Annotated in this window: 15 protein-coding genes; 7 read left to right on the top strand and 8 right to left on the bottom strand. The window is 66.9% G+C overall.

Annotated elements, in window-relative coordinates:
- Positions 1–231: 231 nt before the first annotated feature.
- A complete protein-coding gene (locus H926_RS0100385; RefSeq protein ID WP_022674531.1) occupies positions 232–1248 on the top strand; it encodes an adenosine kinase in 1017 nt (338 codons plus the stop codon).
- An 88-nt stretch (positions 1249–1336) separates the two neighbouring features.
- Here the strand turns inward: H926_RS0100385 and H926_RS0100380 are convergent, their stop codons facing one another.
- From H926_RS0100380 to H926_RS0100360, 5 genes are all read right to left on the bottom strand, one after another.
- The gene (locus tag H926_RS0100380; RefSeq protein ID WP_022674530.1) at positions 1337–2578 is read right to left on the bottom strand and encodes an NAD(P)/FAD-dependent oxidoreductase; all 1242 of its coding nucleotides are present in this window, start codon (positions 2576–2578) and stop codon (positions 1337–1339) included.
- 83 nt (positions 2579–2661) lie between these two features.
- The gene (locus H926_RS0100375; protein ID WP_028657378.1) at positions 2662–7395 is read right to left on the bottom strand and encodes an NAD-glutamate dehydrogenase domain-containing protein; all 4734 of its coding nucleotides are present in this window, start codon (positions 7393–7395) and stop codon (positions 2662–2664) included.
- Between the two features lie 172 nt (positions 7396–7567).
- On the bottom strand, positions 7568–8563 hold the full coding sequence (locus H926_RS0100370; protein WP_022674528.1) for an LLM class flavin-dependent oxidoreductase: 996 nt from the start codon (positions 8561–8563) through the stop codon (positions 7568–7570).
- Positions 8560–9474 carry a hypothetical protein gene (locus tag H926_RS24845; protein ID WP_022674527.1) on the bottom strand — a complete coding sequence of 305 codons (915 nt, stop codon included), beginning with the start codon at positions 9472–9474 and terminating at the stop codon, positions 8560–8562. Before H926_RS24845 ends, H926_RS0100370 begins: the two co-directional genes overlap by 4 nt.
- 14 nt (positions 9475–9488) lie before the next feature.
- Entirely contained in the window at positions 9489–10235 is a 747-nt protein-coding gene (locus H926_RS0100360) for an alpha/beta fold hydrolase (protein ID WP_022674526.1), read from the bottom strand.
- A gap of 80 nt (positions 10236–10315) precedes the next feature.
- On the opposite strand from H926_RS0100360, the gene erpA reads away from it, so the two are divergent.
- The 5 genes from erpA to H926_RS0100335 all read left to right on the top strand — a co-directional run bounded on the left by erpA (position 10316) and on the right by H926_RS0100335 (position 12933).
- On the top strand, positions 10316–10648 hold the full coding sequence (gene erpA, locus H926_RS0100355; RefSeq protein WP_022674525.1) for an iron-sulfur cluster insertion protein ErpA: 333 nt from the start codon (positions 10316–10318) through the stop codon (positions 10646–10648).
- Positions 10645–11445, top strand: a complete 801-nt coding sequence (gene xth, locus H926_RS0100350; RefSeq protein ID WP_022674524.1) for an exodeoxyribonuclease III — start codon at positions 10645–10647, stop codon at positions 11443–11445. Before erpA ends, xth begins: the two co-directional genes overlap by 4 nt.
- A gap of 142 nt (positions 11446–11587) precedes the next feature.
- A complete protein-coding gene (locus H926_RS32855; RefSeq protein ID WP_022674523.1) occupies positions 11588–11740 on the top strand; it encodes a hypothetical protein in 153 nt (50 codons plus the stop codon).
- Positions 11737–12432: a peptide-methionine (S)-S-oxide reductase MsrA gene (gene msrA / locus H926_RS0100340; protein ID WP_022674522.1), complete on the top strand. Its 696-nt coding sequence runs from the start codon at positions 11737–11739 to the stop codon at positions 12430–12432. The genes H926_RS32855 and msrA overlap by 4 nt, the downstream gene beginning before the upstream one ends.
- Before the next feature lie 36 nt (positions 12433–12468).
- Complete coding sequence (locus H926_RS0100335) at positions 12469–12933, top strand: Fur family transcriptional regulator (RefSeq protein WP_022674521.1); 465 nt, start codon at positions 12469–12471, stop codon at positions 12931–12933.
- A gap of 206 nt (positions 12934–13139) precedes the next feature.
- On the opposite strand, the gene ppa is transcribed toward H926_RS0100335, so the two are convergent.
- The 3 genes from ppa to H926_RS24840 all read right to left on the bottom strand — a co-directional run bounded on the left by ppa (position 13140) and on the right by H926_RS24840 (position 16515).
- Positions 13140–13694: an inorganic diphosphatase gene (gene ppa / locus H926_RS0100330; RefSeq protein WP_022674520.1), complete on the bottom strand. Its 555-nt coding sequence runs from the start codon at positions 13692–13694 to the stop codon at positions 13140–13142.
- Between the two features lie 122 nt (positions 13695–13816).
- On the bottom strand, positions 13817–14494 hold the full coding sequence (locus H926_RS0100325) for a DUF1345 domain-containing protein (protein WP_022674519.1): 678 nt from the start codon (positions 14492–14494) through the stop codon (positions 13817–13819).
- Positions 14494–16515 (bottom strand): M61 family metallopeptidase, encoded by a 2022-nt coding sequence (locus tag H926_RS24840; RefSeq protein WP_051146202.1) that lies wholly within the window; start codon positions 16513–16515, stop codon positions 14494–14496. The genes H926_RS0100325 and H926_RS24840 overlap by 1 nt, the downstream gene beginning before the upstream one ends.
- Before the next feature lie 114 nt (positions 16516–16629).
- Here H926_RS24840 and hisS point away from each other — a divergent pair.
- Positions 16630–17617: histidine--tRNA ligase (gene hisS / locus H926_RS0100315; protein WP_022674517.1), on the top strand; the 988-nt coding region annotated here is incomplete at its 3' end.

The raw sequence follows: 17617 nt of genomic DNA, 5'->3' as shown, positions 1-17617 counted from the left end.
CGGCCAACAGCGCCGCGCCGATGGCGGCGGCCATCCATGCCCGCCACGCAGGGCGGGCGGAAGCGTTCGCGAAAGGGCTGGGCAGGGCGGCGACCGGAGCAGGGCGTAACATGGCGCGGTGATGGCGCGGCGCGGGCGCGGATGCAAGCCAACGCATGCAGCCTTGCGGCCGGCCGACGCTGCGGGTAGGCGGCAGGGTTATTGCCTTCCCCATTCGTTGCGAAAGAGACCATGGCCGACACTTCCGCCGCCCAACCCGCCGTAGCGCGCCGTTTTGACGTCATTGCCATCGGCAATGCCATCGTCGACGTCATGGCCCCTGCCACCGACGATGCGATTGCCGAACTGGGCCTGGCCAAGGGCGGGATGACCCTGGTCGACGCCGAACGCGCTGCCGCGCTCTATGCCGCGATGGGCCCGGCGCGCGAAATCTCTGGCGGTTCGGCCGCCAATACGCTGGCCGGCCTCGCCGCGCTGGGCGCCTCGTGCGCGTTCATCGGCCAGGTGGCCGATGACCAGTTCGGCCGGGTCTTTGCCCACGATATCCGCGCCGGCAAGATCGCCTTCGATACGGCTGCACGTGCGGGTGATCCGCCCACGGCGCAGTGCCTGATTTTCGTGACGCCCGATGGCCAGCGCACGATGAACACGTTCCTGGGCGCTTCGCAGTTCCTGCCGGCGGCCGCGCTGGATGAAGGCGTCATCGCTGCATCGGGCGTGCTCTATCTCGAAGGCTATCTGTGGGACCCGGAAGAGCCCCGCGCCGCCATGCGCAAGGCCATCGCCGCCGCGCGCGCCGCCGGCACGCAGGTGGCCTTCACCCTGTCCGATGCCTTTGTCATCTCGCGCCACGGTGATGATTTCCGCGCCCTGATCGCCGATGGCATGATCGATATCCTGTTCGCCAACGAGCACGAACTGGCCGCGCTGACCGGGCATGACGACTTTCACGATGGCATGGCCGCGCTCAGCGGCAAGGTGCCCACGCTGGTCGTCACGCGCGGGGCGCAGGGCGCCCATGCCTGCCACGCCGGCGAGGAAGCCCATGTTTCGGCCCAGCCGATCGACAAGGTGGTCGATACCACAGGCGCTGGCGATCTGTTTGCCGCCGGGTTCCTCTATGGCCACGTGCGCGGGCTGCCGCTCGCTGAAAGCCTGCGCCTGGGCGCGGTCTGCGCAGCCGAGATCATCTCGCACTATGGCGCCCGCCCCGAAGCCGATCTCAAGGCGCTGACCGGGCTGGCCTGACCGTAAAATCTTTTACCCAAAGCCACGAAGCCACCAAGGAAACCACAGTTTCTCTTTGTGCCTTCGTGGCTTCGTGTGAATGACGTTCTTATAGCATGTCCTTGAGCGGCACGCTGGCATCGGCCAGTCGCTCTGCCGCGATCTGCGAACGCGCTTCGACCAGCTTCTTGCCCTGGACATAGTCCTTGACCATGTTCACGCAATCGAGCGCGATCACCTTGCCCTGCTTGAGATAGACCACTGAAAAGCTGCGCGTAGCCGGATCGCCGCGCAGCACGGCAAGGTCGTGGCCGGTCGACAGGCCCACGGTCTGCAGGCGCAAGTCATACTGGTTGGACCAGAACCACGGCGTGGCCTTGTAGGGCACCAGCGTGCCGCAGATCGCCTTGGCGGCCGTGGTCGCCTGGTCGTTGGCATTCTGCACCGATTCCAGGCGGATCACCGCGCCATCGGCAAAATCGTTGGCATGGGCGGCGCAATCGCCGATCGCATAGATATGCGGCAGCGACGTGCGGCAATATTCGTCCACGTCCACCCCGTTGCCACCGACGGCGCCAGCGGCCAGCAGCGGGCCGACCTGGGGAATGATGCCGATGCCCACGATCACCAAGTCGGCTGGCAGCACATGGCCATCGGCCAGGCGCACGCCGGTTACCTTGGTGCCATCGCCTTCCAGGCAATCGACCGCCACTTCGGTGCGCAGGTCAACGCCATGGGCGCGGTGCTCGTCCTGATAGAAGGTGGACAGCGCCTCTCCGGCCACGCGCGCCAGCACGCGCGGCAAGGCTTCCAGCAGGGTGACATGGCAGCCCAGCTTGGTCAGCACCGCGGCTGCTTCCAGCCCGATATAGCCGCCGCCGATCACCACGGCGCGCTTGGCCCCGGCGTCGAGCTCGGCCATCAGGCGATCGGCATCGGCGCGGGTGCGCACGCCGTGCACGCCGGCCAGATCGTGCCCGGCGCAGGAAAGACGCCGCGCGTCGCCGCCGGTGGCCCAGATCAGGTTGCCATAGCTGAGCGTGGCGCCATCGGCGGTGCGCAGGCTGCGCGCATCGGGATCGACTGCGACCACTTCGTGGCCCAGCGCCATTTCCACGCCCTTGTCCTGCCAAAAGGCGCCAGGGCGGATCATGATCCGCTCGAACGTCTTGTCGCGGGCCAGGTATTCCTTGGACAGCGGGGGGCGTTCATAGGGCAATTCGGGCTCGCGACCGATCACCAGGATCGATCCCTCAAAGCCGTTCTGCCGCAGGGCAATGGCCGCCTGCGCGCCGCCATGGCCTGCGCCGACGATCACCACATCTGCAAAACCGGCCTCGAATGTACCCATGAAGTCCTCCTCTCGCGTGGGGAGGAGGGTTGTGGACAAATGGTGCGGCGCGTCAAGCGCGCCGCACCATTAATTTACGTCATTCAACGCAGCAGCAGGCTGCGCGCCTGGCTGGCGATCTGGGCCAGCATGGCCGGGGTTACCGCTGCGGTTGCCTGGGCGCGGGCGATCAGGCTGCGCAGCTGGCGCACGGGATCGGCCTTGGCCTTGAGCCACTGATGTGCGCTGGCATCGGGATTGCTGCCGCCCATGCGGCGCAGGAATTCCATGCGCATCTGCTGGAAATCGCGGGCAAGGCCAGCCACCAGCAGGCGCTCCCACGGATCGGACGGGTTCATCCGCGCGGCCGTCTGCTGGGCCCAGTCGATCCCGAGGTTAGCCCCCAGATCGGCAAAGGCGCCGGTCAGCACCACGGCATCCACATCCAGTTCGTCGGCCAGGTGCGCCAGGCCGATGGCGCCGTCCAGGTCAAACAGATGCACCACGCGTTCGGCCACGTCCTGCGGCGTGCCCGCATCGGTCAGTTCCTGGCCTAGCCGGCGGGCCTGCGCCTGCGCTTCGCCGCGCAGCAACTCGGCCGTGGTATGCGACAGCCGTCCAACCCCGCCGCACAAATCCTCGATCAAGGCGTCGGGCTTGAGCGTGCCATGGCACGAGCGCAGCACATCGGCGATGTGGCCACGCAGCGCCTGTGCGGTGCGTTCGAACAGCGACAGGCGCAACGCCTCGCCCATCGGCGCGGTATCGAGCAGCGCCCAGGTTTCCGCCAGCCCGAGCAGGCGCTCTGCCGCCACGAACGCGGCGGCCACCTGCGCCAGGGTCATCCCTTCTTCTTCGGCCAGCTCGAACGGGTGCACCGGGCCAAGCCGGTTGACGATGCGGTTGGCCAGCTTGGTCGCGATGATTTCGCGGCGCAGGCGGTGGTGCACGATATCGGTCTCGAACGTCTCGCGCATCGCGGCGGGGAAGGCGCCGAGCAGTTCTTCTTCCAGCACCGGATCGTCCACCACCGGGCTTTCTTCCAGCGCGCGCTGCAAGACCAGCTTGGTCGAGGAGACCAGCACGGCCAGTTCGGGTCGGGTCAGCCCCATGCCGGCCGCGGCGCGGCGGGCATAGTCATCCGACGGCGCCAGCCCTTCGGTCTTGCGATCGAGATCGCCGCTTTCTTCCAGGACGTCGATCAGCCGGGTCAGCGCCGGCACGGCCTGCGTGCCGCCCCGCTCGGCGATGGACAGGCCCAGCGCCTGCAGGCGGTTGTCTTCCAGCACGAGGTGGGCCACCGCGTCGGTCATGCTGGAGAGCAGGGCGACGCGGCCATCCTCGTCCAGGCGGCCGGCGCGCTTGGCACTGGCCAGCGCGATCTTGATGTTGACCTCGTTGTCCGAACAATCGACGCCGGCCGAATTGTCGATGAAGTCGGTGTTCACGCGGCCGCCGTGCAGGGCATATTCGATGCGCGCGGCCTGGGTCATGCCCAGGTTGGCGCCTTCGCCGATCACCCGCGCGCGCACTTCATTGGCCGAAATGCGATAGGCATCGTTGGCCGGATCGCCGACGTTGACGTTGGCCTCGCTCGACGCCTTGAGATAGGTGCCGATGCCGCCAAACCACAGCAGGTCGACCGGCGCCTGGAGGATCAGCGCGATCAGCGTGTCGGGATCGAGTTCATCCACCGCCACGCCCAGGATCGCCTGGACCTGCGGGCTGAGCGGGATCGCCTTGAGGCTGCGCGGGAACACCCCGCCGCCTTCGGAAATCAAGCTCTTGTCATAATCGTCCCAGCTCGACCGGGGCAGCGCGAACATGCGCGCGCGCTCTTCCCAGCTCTTGGCCGGATCGGGATCGGGATCGAGGAACACGTGGCGATGATCGAACGCCGCCACGATCTTGAGCGACTTGGACAAGAGCATGCCGTTGCCGAACACGTCGCCCGACATGTCGCCCACGCCCACCACGCGCACCGGGTCGGTCTGCACATCGACGCCCAGTTCCAGGAAGTGGCGCTGGACCGACAGCCAGGCACCCTTGGCGGTAATGCCCATGGCCTTGTGGTCATAGCCCTTGGAACCGCCGCTGGCGAAGGCATCGTCCAGCCAGAAATTGCGCTCGGCCGCGATGGCATTGGCCACGTCGGAAAACGTCGCCGTGCCCTTGTCTGCGGCGACCACGAAATAGGGGTCTTCGCCGTCGCGGATCAGCACGCCTTCGGGATGGACCACGGCGCCATCGACGATGTTGTCGGTGATCGACAGCAGCGTGCGGATGAACACCTGATAGCTCGCCTTGCCCTCGGCCAGCCAGGCTTCGCGCTCGCGCACGGGATCGGGCAACTGCTTGGGATAAAAGCCGCCCTTGGCCCCGGTCGGCACGATCACCGCGTTCTTCACGCGCTGCGCCTTCATCAGGCCGAGGATTTCGGTGCGGAAATCGTCGCGGCGGTCAGACCAGCGCAGGCCACCGCGCGCCACCGGCCCGGCGCGCAGGTGAATGCCTTCCACCCGCGGCGAATAGACAAAGATTTCGCGCCACGGCACCGGCTTGGGCAGGCCGGGCACCAGCGCCGAATCGATCTTGAAAGCCACGGCCTCGGCCGCCGCCGGGGCAAAGGCGTTGGTGCGCAGGATCGCCTCGACCAGCGCGCGGAAGCTGCGCAGCAGGCGGTCGTCGTTGATCGCAGCCACCTGGCCCAGGCCCGTGCGGATCTGCTCGGCGGCAGCTTCGCCGCCGTGCTTGCGGTCACCGGCAAAGGCGGGATCGTGGCGGGCGCGGAAGAAGCCGATGAGGCCGCGCGTCACGTCAGGCGCGTTCTTGAGCGCATCGACCACGGTGGCGATGCCAAAGGTCATGCCGGCCTGACGCAGATAGCGATACCAGGCGCGCAGCCAGTTGGCCTCGGTCGCGGTCAGGCCCACGGCCACGATCAGGCGATTGAACGCATCATCCTCGGCCACGCCGTTGAGCACGGCGGCCAGCGATTCCTCGATCGCCGTCGCGCGCGCCAGCAGCGCCTCGGGCGTGGTATCGGCGGGGTGGGCAACCAGGAAATCGTGGATGAAGCCCAGCTTGCCATGGTCGAGCGCGGTGGGCACTTCTTCGAGCGCACGAAAGCCGAAGTTTTCCAGCACGGGCACGGCATCGGACAGCACGATCGCACCTTCGCGCTGGTAGAGCTTGAGCCGCAGGGCCGATTCGCCGCTCAGCCGGTGCAACCGCACGGCGCGGCGCGGCGCATCATCAGCGGTCAGCGCGCGCAGAACGCGGATATCGCCGGCGGCCTCGGCAGCGCCATAGCCGGCGCGATAGCCCACCGGGAACGCCGTGGCATAGCGCGAGGCGATGGCGGCGGCGCGGGTTGGTTCCTCGGTCTTGGCCAGTTCGGCTTCCACCGCCGCTTCCCAGCCGCGCACCAGGGTCTGGAACGCGGCGTCGAGCGCTGCTTCGTCGATCCCTTCGCCGTCGTCGGCAAGGGTGTCTTCCTCGCCGCGCATGTCGATCGCAAAGCGGGTCAGTGCCAGGGTGCTGCCTTCCACCTGCAGGCTCCAATCGAGCACCTGGCCGCCGGTGGCCTGCTCCAGCATCTGCGCGACCTGTTCACGCACTTGCGTCGATTGGCTGTCACGCGGCTGCCAGACAAACGCATAGAGATGCCGCTCCAGCGGCGCGCGCACCAGCGCCAGGCGTGGGCGCGGGCGATCGACCAGCACCATCATGGTGGTGGCGATGCGTTCCAGATCGGCATCGGAAAAGCTGATCAGCAGATCGTGCGGCAGCGCCGTCAGCGCGTGGACCAGCGCCTTGCCGGCGTGGCCGGCCGGATCGAAGCCCAGCTTCTTCATCAGCGTATCGAGCTGGCTGCGCATGCGCGGCACGCGATCGGGCGTGGCGGCCAGGGCAGAGCTGGTCCATACCCCGGCGTGAACCGACAGCGCGGTGATCCTGCCACCTTCGCTCACCGGCACGAGGAACAGGTCGAGCGGCACCTGGCGGTGCACCAGGGCAATGCGGTTGGCCTTGACGATCAGCGGGATGCGTACCGCGTCTTCGCCGCGCGTGCCGATCTTGTCGAACCAGGCAAAGGCGCGGGCATAAGAGGCATCGGACAAGAGCGGGGCATCGGTGGCGCGGCAGATGCCCAGCGCCTCGGTCACGGTGCCATCGCGGTGGCGGGTGACGTGGCCCAGCTGGGTCAACATGCCATCGGCCAGCCAGCGCAGCAGCGCGGCGCCTTCGGAATCGGGCAGGCCGCGCGCATCATGCTGCATCAGGCCCTGCATCTGCGGCCAATCGGCCACCGCGGCGTGGACATCGGCCAGCGTCGCGCTCAGCGCGGCGGCCAGCTCGCGGCGGGCCTTGGCATCGGCGCGCTCGGTTTCCAGATAGATCATCGATTCGCGCAGCTCGCCGATCGCCTCGCCGGCCGGCAGGTCGATCAGCGCGCCATGCGGATCGCGCCGCACCGCCAGCACGGGGTGCAGCAGCTTTTCGATGGTCAGACCCTGCGCGGTGATCGTCGCCGCGATCGAATCCACCAGGAACGGCATGTCATCGTTGATCACGGCAATGCGTAGCGCGCGCTGCCCGCCCATCGATTCGATCGCCACGGCGGCATCAGGCCCCTGGCGCAGGGCGGCGGTGGCCAGGGTGAAGCGGGCCGCCTCGGTCAGGCGCTCCCCGGTAAAGTCCGCCTCGTCACCAGGCAGCAAGGCGCCGGCCAGACGCGCAGCCAGGGCTGAAACCAGATGCTCGGCATCGGGCCCGCCCCCGCCTGCCCCGGCTGAGGGCGTGACTGGGGCATTGGGATCAATCGTGCTCGCCATGGCGTTCGCTTCCTGCATTCCCGGGCGGGTCGGGTTCATATGCCCGCCGTTTCGTTATCGTTGGCTGGTTGGTAACGAATGAAACCTGAATTGAAAACCGCTGCCCGGCCGTGGCCGGGTGGAAACAGCACGGTGATGGCATGAAAGCCTCACCATCGCCCTCATCTGCCCCTTACGTGTTCGCCGCAGCCGGCGTCAGCGCTTCCATGGTGAGCCTGAGCGAGCGGCGGCGCAAGGCCGGATCGAACGTGGCGCCGGCCACGATCAGCTCGTCGGCGCCGGTGCGGTGTTGAAAGGCTTCCAGCCCGGCACGCACCGTGGCGGGGCTGCCGATCGCGCTCACCTGCCGGAAATGGTCGAGCGTCGCCAGTTGCGGGCCGGCCAGCGTCTCGCGATAGCCGGCGATTGGCGGCGGCAGGCGCCCGGGATCGCCGCTGCGCAGCCGCACGAACGACTGGTCCTGGCTGCTCGCCAGGAACTGCGCCTCTTCATCGCTGGGCGCGCAGAGCACGTTGATGGCCGCCATGACATAGGGCTGTTCGAGGCTGGCAGAAGGCTGGAACCGCTCGCGATAGAGCTTGATCGCACCGTCGAGATGATCGGGCGCAAAGTGGCTGGCAAAGGCATAGGGCAGGCCCAGCATGGCGGCCAGTTGCGCGCCGAACAGGCTCGACCCCAGGATCCACAGATCGACCGGGGCGCCATGGCCGGGCGTGGCAGCCAGTGGCAGGCGCGCATCGCCGGCAAACTGGGCCTGGAGTTCCACCACGTCGGCCGGGAAATCCTCGGCCGCGCGGTTCACATCCTTGCGCAGCGCGCGCACGATGCGCTGGTCGGCACCGGGCGCGCGGCCCAGCCCCAGATCGATGCGGCCGGGATAGAGCGCATCGAGCGCGCCGAACTGTTCGGCAATCACCAGCGGGTTGTGGTTGGGCAGCATGATGCCGCCCGCGCCCAGCCGGATGGTCTGGGTGTGGTGCCCCACATGGGCCAGCACGACCGAGACCGCTGCACCGGCAATGCCGGGCATGCCGTGATGTTCGGCCACCCAATAACGGTGATAGCCGGCCTCTTCGGCGGCCTTGGCCAGCAGCGCGGCATCGGCCATGGCCTGGGGGATGGTGCCGCCCTCGATCACCGGCACCAGATCGAGAACGGACAGTTTCATCGGGTAATTTCCTCATCCTGGCCCGGCTTGGGCGGAACAGGACTGGATGTGGGGGCCGCGCCGATCTGTTCAAGGTAGCCACGCGCCACGCGGGCTTCGTCGCTGGCGGGAGACATCGCCACCACTGATTGCCATGATTGCTTTGCGGCATCCTCGCGGTTGCCCAGCATGGCGATCACGCCGGCTTCCACGCCCACCGCCGGATCGCGCGGGGACAGACGTGCAGCCTCTTCGATATCGTGCTGCGCGGCGGCGAGGTTCTTGTCGCGGCGATAGAGCGTGGCCGACAGCAGCCAGCCTTCGGCATTCTGCGGCGCGAGTTCGTGCGACTTGGCGAGTGCGGCCATGGCATCCGCGTTGCGGTTGAGCGCCACCAGGGCGCGGGCGCGGTCATCCTGGATCGCGGCCATGGCCAGATTGTCGGCAAAGCCGTGCACCACGGTGGCGCGATCCAGCCAGGTCAAGGCATCCTGCGGCTTGCCAGCGGCCAGCGCGGCATTGCCGGCCATCGCCATCAGCGGCACCGCGCCCACCGCCTGGGCTTCGGGGATCAGGCCCACGGCATCGCCAAAGGCGGCCACGGCGCCATCGAAATCGCCCTGCTGGCTCAGCATCATGCCCAGGCACTGGTTGGCGCGCACGCGTTCCGACGGCAGCTTCACTTCGTCCAGCCAATGCCGCGCCAGGCTGATCGCCAGGTCGGGATTGCTGCGCCCCACGGTCAGGCAGTCGGCCAGGCGATCATGCTTTTCCGGGGCCGGCTCGGCCTCGTTCCCGCTGGCGGCATTGCGGCGGCGGCCGGGCGTGGGCAGGGCGCCGAATTCCATCGGCCGGGGATTGGGCCCAACCTGGTGCGCCACCGGCGCGGGCAGGGCGGGAGAGACAAGCAGGGCGGCAGCGGCCAGGAGCATGGGGGGGTATCGCTCTATTCGGACAGAAGCTGGGTCAGCGTGGCGAGCAGCACGGCAATGTCCTGCGGCCGCGACAGGCGGTGGTCGCCGTCCTTGATCAGGTGCACCTGCACATCGGCTGAACGCAGCGCCGCAGCCAGCCGCAGCGACACGTCCCACGGCACATCGGCATCGGCCTGGCCATGGATCAGGCGCACGGCGCCATCGAATGGAACGGTGTCGTTCAATTGCAGCAAGGCCTGGCCATCGGCCCAGAACGCGGCATGGGTGGGCGTGGGTTCGGGGCCATAGGGATTGTCTTCAAGGATCGTCTCGCCCGCCGCCAGCGCGGCCTGCTGATCGGCATCATAGCCCCAGGTGGTGAAATCGGGGGCAGCGGCGAGGCCCACCAGCGCGCGCGCCGTGGCGCCCAGTGCCTGCGCCACCAGCAGCATGAGCCAGCCGCCCATGCTCGATCCGATCAGCACCACTGCGTCGAGATCATGCGCCGCGACCAGCGCCACGACCTCGTCCCGCCAGCGCGACAGCGTGCCTTGGGCAAATTCGCCTTCCGACAGGCCGCAGCCGGAATAATCGAGCAACAGGCAGGCACGCCCCTGTGCCACCGCCCAATCCATCACCGCCTGGGCCTTTCCCCCCGCCATGTCTGACATGTAGCCGGGCAGGAACACCAGCGCCGGGCCAGTGCCGGGCACGAAGCGGGTGGCCAGGCGCAGGCCGTGCGGGCCGGGGATGAAGCGAGGGGGCAGCGGTGTGGTCATGGCCCTGGTGCTACCGATAGCGGGCGGCATATGTCCACAGGCACTTGAGCGGCATGCCTGCCGCGCCTATCTCGCAAGGCATGAGCCAGCCCTCCATCATCCTCGCCCCTTCGGCCGCCGCGCGCGTGGCCACGATCGCCGCCAAGCAGGCGAAGCCCGCGATCCTGCGCCTGGCCGTGGAAGGGGGCGGCTGTTCGGGCTTTCAATACCGCTTTGGCCTGGCCGAGGCGGTCGAGGCAGACGATACCGTGGTGGAAACCGACGGCGTGCGCCTGGTGGTCGATGCGATGAGCCTCGATCTGGTTGGCGGGGCGACGGTCGATTATGTCGAATCGCTGGGCGGTGCGGCTTTCCGCGTCACCAATCCCAACGCCGCATCGGGCTGTGGCTGCGGCGCGAGTTTCTCGGTGTGAGCACCGCGCCCGCGCACACCCCGCTCAAGCTGGCCAGCTTCAACATCAACGGCATCAAGGCGCGCCTGCCGCGCCTGCTCGAATGGCTGGAGGAAACCCGGCCGCACGTGGCCTGCCTGCAGGAAATCAAGACGCAGGACGAAGGCTTTCCAGCGGCCGAGTTCGAGAAGATCGGCTATCACGCCATCTGGCACGGCCAGAAGGGCTTCAACGGCGTGGCGATCCTGGCCGACGGGCAAAAGCCGGTCGAAGTGCAGCGCGGCCTGGCCGGAGAGCCGGAGGACGAGCATTCCCGCTATCTCGAGGCCGATGTGTTCGGCGTGCGGGTAGTGTGCATCTACCTGCCCAACGGCAATCCCCAGCCTGGCCCCAAGTTCGATTACAAGCTGCGCTGGATGGACCGCCTGCACGCGCGCATGGACCAGATCTGGGCCGAGGAAGTGCCCGCCGCGATCCTGGGCGATTACAACGTGATCCCGCGTGAGAACGACATCTGGGACACGCGCGCCATGGCCGATGACGCGCTGATGCAGCCGCAATCGCGCGATGCCTATCACCGCCTGCTGGGCGCTGGATGGACCGACGCGATCGGCCTGCACCATCCCCAGGGCGGCGTGTGGACCTTCTGGGACTATCAGGCCGGTGCCTGGCAACGTGACCACGGCTTTCGCATCGATCACGCGCTGCTCAGCCCCGAACTGGCCGATCGGCTGGTGACGGCCGGCGTCGACAAGGCCTATCGCGGGCGGGAAAAGGCCAGCGACCACGCCCCGGTGTGGGTGACCCTGCGGCCCTGATCCGGGCTAGGTTCACGCCGTTCGTCGAACAATATGCACGGTTGGGCGGCGATTTGCCGCCGTATGGTCGATTTGGCACTAGGGCAAACGTCGCTTCTGTGCTAAGTGGCATTTTGAAACTGATTATTGCCGGAACTTCAACATGGGTTTGCTTCGCAAAGATTTCTTCCGTTCGCTCCTGGTCGGCTTCGCTATCGGCGCCGTCGGCATGGGCTTTACGGTGTTCAACGCGGCCCATGTTTTCGCACCCGTGGCGGCGGCATCAGCCGCGCCGACCGTGGGGTCTGAGCAGTGAGCGCGCGCCGCTTTCTGGCATGGCCGGGGGCGGCATTTCCCGCGCTGCTGGCGCTGGCCCTGTCGGCCTGCTTGCAACCCGCCCACGCCGATGCGCCGGTCAAGGCGCCGGCTGCGGTGATCCCCGCCCATGAAACCCCCGGCCTCAAGACCGCGGTCTTTGCGGGTGGCTGCTACTGGGGGATGGAGGCGGTGTTCAGCCACCTGGTCGGCGTGACCAGCGTGGTGTCAGGCTTTGAAGGTGGCCGCGCTGCCGATGCCGATTACGAGACGGTCAGCACCGGCACGACCGGCCACGCCGAATCGATCCGCGTGACCTATGATCCCGCGCGCATCCGCTATGACCAGCTGCTCCAGGTCTTTTTCGGGGTGGCCAGCGATCCCACCCAGCTTGATCGGCAGGAACCCGATGTCGGCCCGCAATACCGCAACGCGCTGGTGCCGATCGGGCCGGAACAAGCCCGCGTGGCGCGCGCCTATGTGGCGCAGCTCAAGGCGCTCAAGCTGTGGCGGCAACCGATCGTGACGCGCATCGAGCCGTGGCGCGGCTTCTATCCCGGCCCCGCCGAGCATCAGGACTTTGCCTTCCGCAATCCGCGCCACCCCTATATCCTGCGCTGGGACGTGGCGCGGGTGGAAGCGTTGCACCGCACCTTCCCGCAGTGGTGGAAGCCCGATTTCACGCAGCACTGATTTGCAACTGCGTGGGCAAATGCCTATCTCTGGGACATGGGTTCCCACCTTCATCATGACTATGCCGGCGAAGGGCTGGTTTCCGCCGCGCGCGAGGCGCTGACCGTTTCGGGCGAGCAGTGGACCGACATGCGCGCCGATGTCTTTGCCGCGCTCGCCGCACAGGAACGCCCTGCCTCGGCCTATGACATCGCCGAAAGCGTGGGGCAGCGCCGGGGCAAGCGCGTGGCTGCCAACAGCGTCTATCGCATTCTCGACCTGTTCGTGCGCACCAACCTGGCGCGCCGGGTGGAAAGCGCCAATGCCTACGTCGCCAACAGCCACCCCGGCTGCCGTCACGATTGCATCTTCCTGATCTGCGATGCCTGTGGCCAGGTGACCCACATCGACAACGACAGCCTCACCGGCCACTTGCGCGAAGCCGCCCGCGACGCCGGCTTTGCTGACGTGCGCCCGGTGGTGGAAATCCGCGGCCGCTGCCAGGCCTGCGCTGCGGCTTGAGGCATCGGTAATTCGACGGCTGGCGTGGGACCCCGGGTCAAGCCCGGGGTGACGAAAATATAGTTGGCGTAAAAACTTATCGTCACCCCGGACTTGATCCGGGGTCCCGCTGATGGGCGGAAAACGTCGCGCAGCCGGAAACGAAAGAGGCCAGGGTCGGTGCCGACCCTGGCCTCTTGTTCATGCCGCTGGTGCGGAAGCGCGGCTTACTCGGCCGCTTCCTTGGCTGCCTTGGCTTCCTTGTAGCGCTCGATCGCCTCGGTGGTGATGCGGCGGGCATCGTCGGCGCCACCCCAGGTGCCCACGCGCACCCACTTTTCCTTTTCCAGGTCCTTGTAGTGGGTGAAGAAGTGCTCGATCTGCTTGAGCACGATCTCGGGCAGGTGATCCTTTTCCAGCACTTCGGTGTAGTAGGGGAAAGTCGAATCCACCGGCACGCAGACCAGCTTTTCGTCGCCGCCCTGTTCGTCTTCCAGGTTCAGCACCGCGATCGGGCGGGCACGCACGACGCAGCCGGGGATGAACGGCGAACGCGCGATCACCAGGGCATCGAGCGGATCACCATCGGGCGACAGGGTGTGCGGCACGAAGCCGTAGTTGGCCGGATAGCGCATCGGCGTGTGCAGGATGCGATCGACGAACAGCGCGCCCGAATCCTTGTCGAATTCATACTTCACCGGTTCGCCGCCAACCGGCACTTCGATGACCACGTTGAGGCTTTCGGGCGGATTGTCCCCGGTGGGGATAAGGTCGATGCGCATCGGTTCTGTCTTGCCTTGGTTCAGGCCCGCGCGGGGCCGGTTGTTGTTCGCAGTGCTACGCGCTCTAGCGCCGTGGCTGTTGCGCCGCAACAATACTTGTGATCGATAGCCCGCCGCTTTGGTTAACCCGCACCCAGCGCGTTGATGGTGAAAGCGATCACACCGATGTTGAAAACGAACGCGGCAAACGAATGCAGCGTGACGATGCGGCGGATCCGGCCCGCGGTGATCCCGGTGTCCGAAGTCTGGAACGTCATGCCCAAGGTGAAGGAAAAATAGGCGAAATCGAAGTAGTCGGGGGTGTCGGTGCCGGGAAAGTCCAGCCCGCCGCGATCGCGCCCGTTGCTCTCATCGCGGGTATAGTAAAGATGGGCATAGTGCAGCCCATAGACGGTGTTGGCAAAAAGCCAGGTTAGCACCAGCGTCCCGATCAGCCGCAGCTTGGCCAGCGAATCGCCATGCGCCGCGCGGGGCAGTTCGCCGGCGATCGATGCCATCACCACTGCGGTCAGAACGGTGGTGATGCACAGCACCAGCACGCGGTTGGCATCGTTGTCCACCGCGCTTTGCCGCATCGTATCGGCATCGGCACAGCGCAGCAGTGGCGCCAGCGACAACAGGAATGCCAGCGCCGCAAAATCAAAGCCCATGGCCAGCGAATCGGCCAGTTCGCCACTGTTGCGGGTGAGGGGATGCCACACCCACCACGCCCCGGTGCCGCCCATCAGCAGCACCAGGAACAGGATGAAGCGGGGCGGGGCCAGGCGGCCCAGATGCAGGCTTGGCCCGGCCCCTGCCATCACTTGGCAGCCTTGCCCACGGGCAGCTTGCTGGCGTGCGGGGCCAGCAGCTTGTCCAGACCGGTCGGTGCCGTGCCGGGGGCCGTACGCACCAGCCAGGGCCAGCGCAGGCCATCGGCATAGGTGATCGGCAGCGTGACAAAGCGATCGTCACGCTTGACCAGCAGCTCGATCGGGCGGCCGGCGCCGGGGTTGCCGGTCTTGGCATTGGTGATCGCGGCCTTGAGCTTGTCCGCGTCATAGGCGTCGCCGTTCACGGCCATCACCTGCATGCCCGAAACCAGCCCCGCCTTGAACGCCGGGCCATCCCAGCGCGAGGCGGTGACCTTGCCGTCCTTGTCGAGCGTCACGCCCAGCGAGTTGAACAGGCTGAGCACCTTGGCATCGGCCATGCGTGCCTTGTCATAGGGGTTGGGCTCGTCCTTGAATTCCAGCTTGTAGCCGCCGCGCTCGATCCCGCCCAGCGGCACCGGCTGGCCTGGCGTCTGGATGCGGGTCTTGAGGAACGTGGCCCAGTCATAGGGATAGACGCCGTTGAGGGTCTTGACCACGTCATCGAATTCATAGGTCAGCACGCCCCAATCGCCGTCGCGCACGCCAAAGAACGCCTTGGCGAAATCATCCAGGCCCTTCTTGCCGGCGGTGCCGTCGCGGATGATCTGGTCGGCTTCCAGCCACACCAGCGCGCCTTCGGTGTAATAGTCCTCGTTACGGGTAAGCGAGGAATAGGGCTTGGGCTTGCGGGCGGCGAAGATGGGATCCATCGTCGTGTCTTCCACCGAGCGCCAGTCGCGCCCGGCGGTCTGGGTGAACGTGCCGGCATAGTTGGCGAGGCTGCCCAGCACCACGTCCTTGCTCTGCACGCCCGAGCGCGCGGCCAGGACCAGGCCCCAGAACTGCGTCTGCCCTTCATAGACCCACAGCAGGTTGTCCTGCATCGGCTGGCGATAGTCGGGCGTCCACAGCTTGGCCGAGCGGCGATACTTGCCATCCCAGCTGTGGCTGAATTCGTGGGCGATCACGTTGCGGTCCCAGTCATAGGCGGCCCAGTCGGTCAGGCTCTTGGGTTCCTGCTGGTTTTCGCTGGAACGGTGATGTTCCAGGCCGATGCTGCCCATGCGATCGGTCAGCGCGAGCAGGAAATCGTAGTGATCGAAATGACGCGCGCCGAATGCGCCCACGGCTTCGTCGGCCAGGTTGCGATAGGCGGCGAGGTTTTCCGGCTTGATCGCCAGCAGTTCGGGCTTGTCGGCCACCAGATCGAGATAGACGTCATGGCCCAGATCGTGCCGCGCGGCATAGAGACCGGCAAAGATCGGCGAATCGACCAGGGTTTCATAATCGGTTTCGGCCCAGGTTACGGTATTGCCGCTGCCGCTCTGCGTCTTGCCATCCAGCGCGGTGAACACGGTCCAGCCCTGCGGGAAGCTGACAGTGGGACGCACCTTGATCTGCCGCACATAGTGACCGGCGGGATAGAGGCTCATCTTCTCCCACTGCACGTTGAGCATTTCGCGCGTAACGGTGATGCGGCCTTCGCTGTCGCGCAGCGGCGAGGTGTGGATGAAGCGGGCCACCACTTCGCTGGTGCCGGCGGGCAGGGGGATGTGGAACGCGTTCACTTCCACCGGGTCGCGGGTCCAGGCCAGCTTCTGGCCCTTGGCTTCAAAGGTGATGCCGGCCAGTTCGGCCACCGGCCCGCGATTGCCATGCTCACCCGGCAGCCAGGCCGGCAGTTGCAGGATCAGTTCCTTGGCATCGGCCGCCACCGGCACGGTTTCCACCACCCGGAATGCCCCGGTGGCCAGATCGGTGGCATCGATCTGCAGCCCGATCGTGCCGGGATAGGGCACGTCCTGCGCATCGGGCACCCCATGGGCGATCGGCACGGCCATCGGGCGGCTGTTGCTCGCCGGCTGCACCTGCGCCAGCGCGGGCTGCGCCAGGATCAGGGTGGCAAGTGCCAGGGTGGACGTGGAAAGGGCGGAAAGCAGGCCAATGCCTTGGGGGGTTTTGCGCATGGCGCCTTTCATGCCGCCAAGCGGTCTCATCTGCAACGGCCAGATGGGCACAATACGCGGCGGATCGCCACGGATGCTTCCCCCACCGCGCGAAAGCCGCTATCCGCGCGCGCCATGAGCAAGCAAACCATTCCCACCCCTCAGGCCATTCGTGGCACCCAGGACATTTTCGGCGCCGAGGCGGAAGCGTTCGGCCATGTCGTGGAAACGTTCGAGCGCGTGCGCAAGCTCTATCGCTTTCGCCGGGTGGAAATGCCGGTGTTTGAAAAGACCACCGTGTTCTCGCGCTCGCTGGGCGAAACCACCGACGTGGTATCGAAGGAAATGTATTCGTTCGAGGATCGCGGCGGCGAATCGCTGACGCTGCGGCCCGAATTCACCGCTGGCCTCGCCCGCGCCTATCTCACCAATGGCTGGCAGCAGCACGCCCCGCTCAAGATCGCGACGCACGGGGCCCTGTTCCGCTATGAACGCCCGCAAAAGGGCCGCTATCGCCAGTTCCACCAGATCGATGCCGAAGTGATCGGCGCGGCCGAACCGCAGGCCGATGTGGAACTGCTGGTCATGGCCGATCAGCTGCTGCGCGAACTGGGCATTGCCGATGGCGTGACGCTCAACCTCAACACCCTGGGCGATGCGCCGAGCCGCGAAGCGTGGCGCGCCGCGCTGATCGACTATTTCCGCGCGCACAAGGACCAGCTTTCGGAAGAATCGCAGGACCGGCTGGAACGCAACCCGCTGCGCATCCTCGATTCCAAGGACCCGCGCGACAAGCCGTTCACGGCCGATGCGCCGATGATCGACCAGTTCCTCTCGGCCGAAGCGCAGGATTTCTTTGGCAAGGTAACGGCCGGCCTCGACGCGGCAGGCGTTGCCTGGGTGCGCGCGCCGGCGCTGGTGCGCGGGCTGGATTACTATCGCCACACCGCGTTCGAATTCATCACCGACCGGCTGGGCGCGCAGGGCACCGTGCTGGGCGGCGGGCGCTATGACGGCCTGCTCGAAGCCTTGGGTGGCCCGGCCACCCCGGCGGTGGGTTGGGCCGCGGGGATCGAGCGCCTGGCCATGCTGGTGGCAGATGCGCGCACCATCACCGAGCCGG

Source organism: Novosphingobium sp. B-7 (assembly GCF_000410615.1).
GTDB classification, from domain to species: domain Bacteria; phylum Pseudomonadota; class Alphaproteobacteria; order Sphingomonadales; family Sphingomonadaceae; genus Novosphingobium; species Novosphingobium capsulatum.
The sequence above is the reverse complement of the archived record's forward strand: the minus strand, read 5'-3'. Positions and strand labels throughout refer to the sequence as shown.

Coding starts and splice junctions, on each gene's coding strand:
- H926_RS0100385 (WP_022674531.1), top strand. CDS start 232: ATGGCCGACACTTCCGCCGCCCAACCCGCCGTAGCGCGCCGTTTTGAC.
- H926_RS0100380 (WP_022674530.1), bottom strand. CDS start 2,578: ATGGGTACATTCGAGGCCGGTTTTGCAGATGTGGTGATCGTCGGCGCA.
- H926_RS0100375 (WP_028657378.1), bottom strand. CDS start 7,395: ATGGCGAGCACGATTGATCCCAATGCCCCAGTCACGCCCTCAGCCGGG.
- H926_RS0100370 (WP_022674528.1), bottom strand. CDS start 8,563: ATGAAACTGTCCGTTCTCGATCTGGTGCCGGTGATCGAGGGCGGCACC.
- H926_RS24845 (WP_022674527.1), bottom strand. CDS start 9,474: ATGCTCCTGGCCGCTGCCGCCCTGCTTGTCTCTCCCGCCCTGCCCGCG.
- H926_RS0100360 (WP_022674526.1), bottom strand. CDS start 10,235: ATGACCACACCGCTGCCCCCTCGCTTCATCCCCGGCCCGCACGGCCTG.
- erpA (WP_022674525.1), top strand. CDS start 10,316: ATGAGCCAGCCCTCCATCATCCTCGCCCCTTCGGCCGCCGCGCGCGTG.
- H926_RS32855 (WP_022674523.1), top strand. CDS start 11,588: ATGGGTTTGCTTCGCAAAGATTTCTTCCGTTCGCTCCTGGTCGGCTTC.
- H926_RS0100335 (WP_022674521.1), top strand. CDS start 12,469: ATGGGTTCCCACCTTCATCATGACTATGCCGGCGAAGGGCTGGTTTCC.
- ppa (WP_022674520.1), bottom strand. CDS start 13,694: ATGCGCATCGACCTTATCCCCACCGGGGACAATCCGCCCGAAAGCCTC.
- H926_RS0100325 (WP_022674519.1), bottom strand. CDS start 14,494: ATGGCAGGGGCCGGGCCAAGCCTGCATCTGGGCCGCCTGGCCCCGCCC.
- H926_RS24840 (WP_051146202.1), bottom strand. CDS start 16,515: ATGCGCAAAACCCCCCAAGGCATTGGCCTGCTTTCCGCCCTTTCCACG.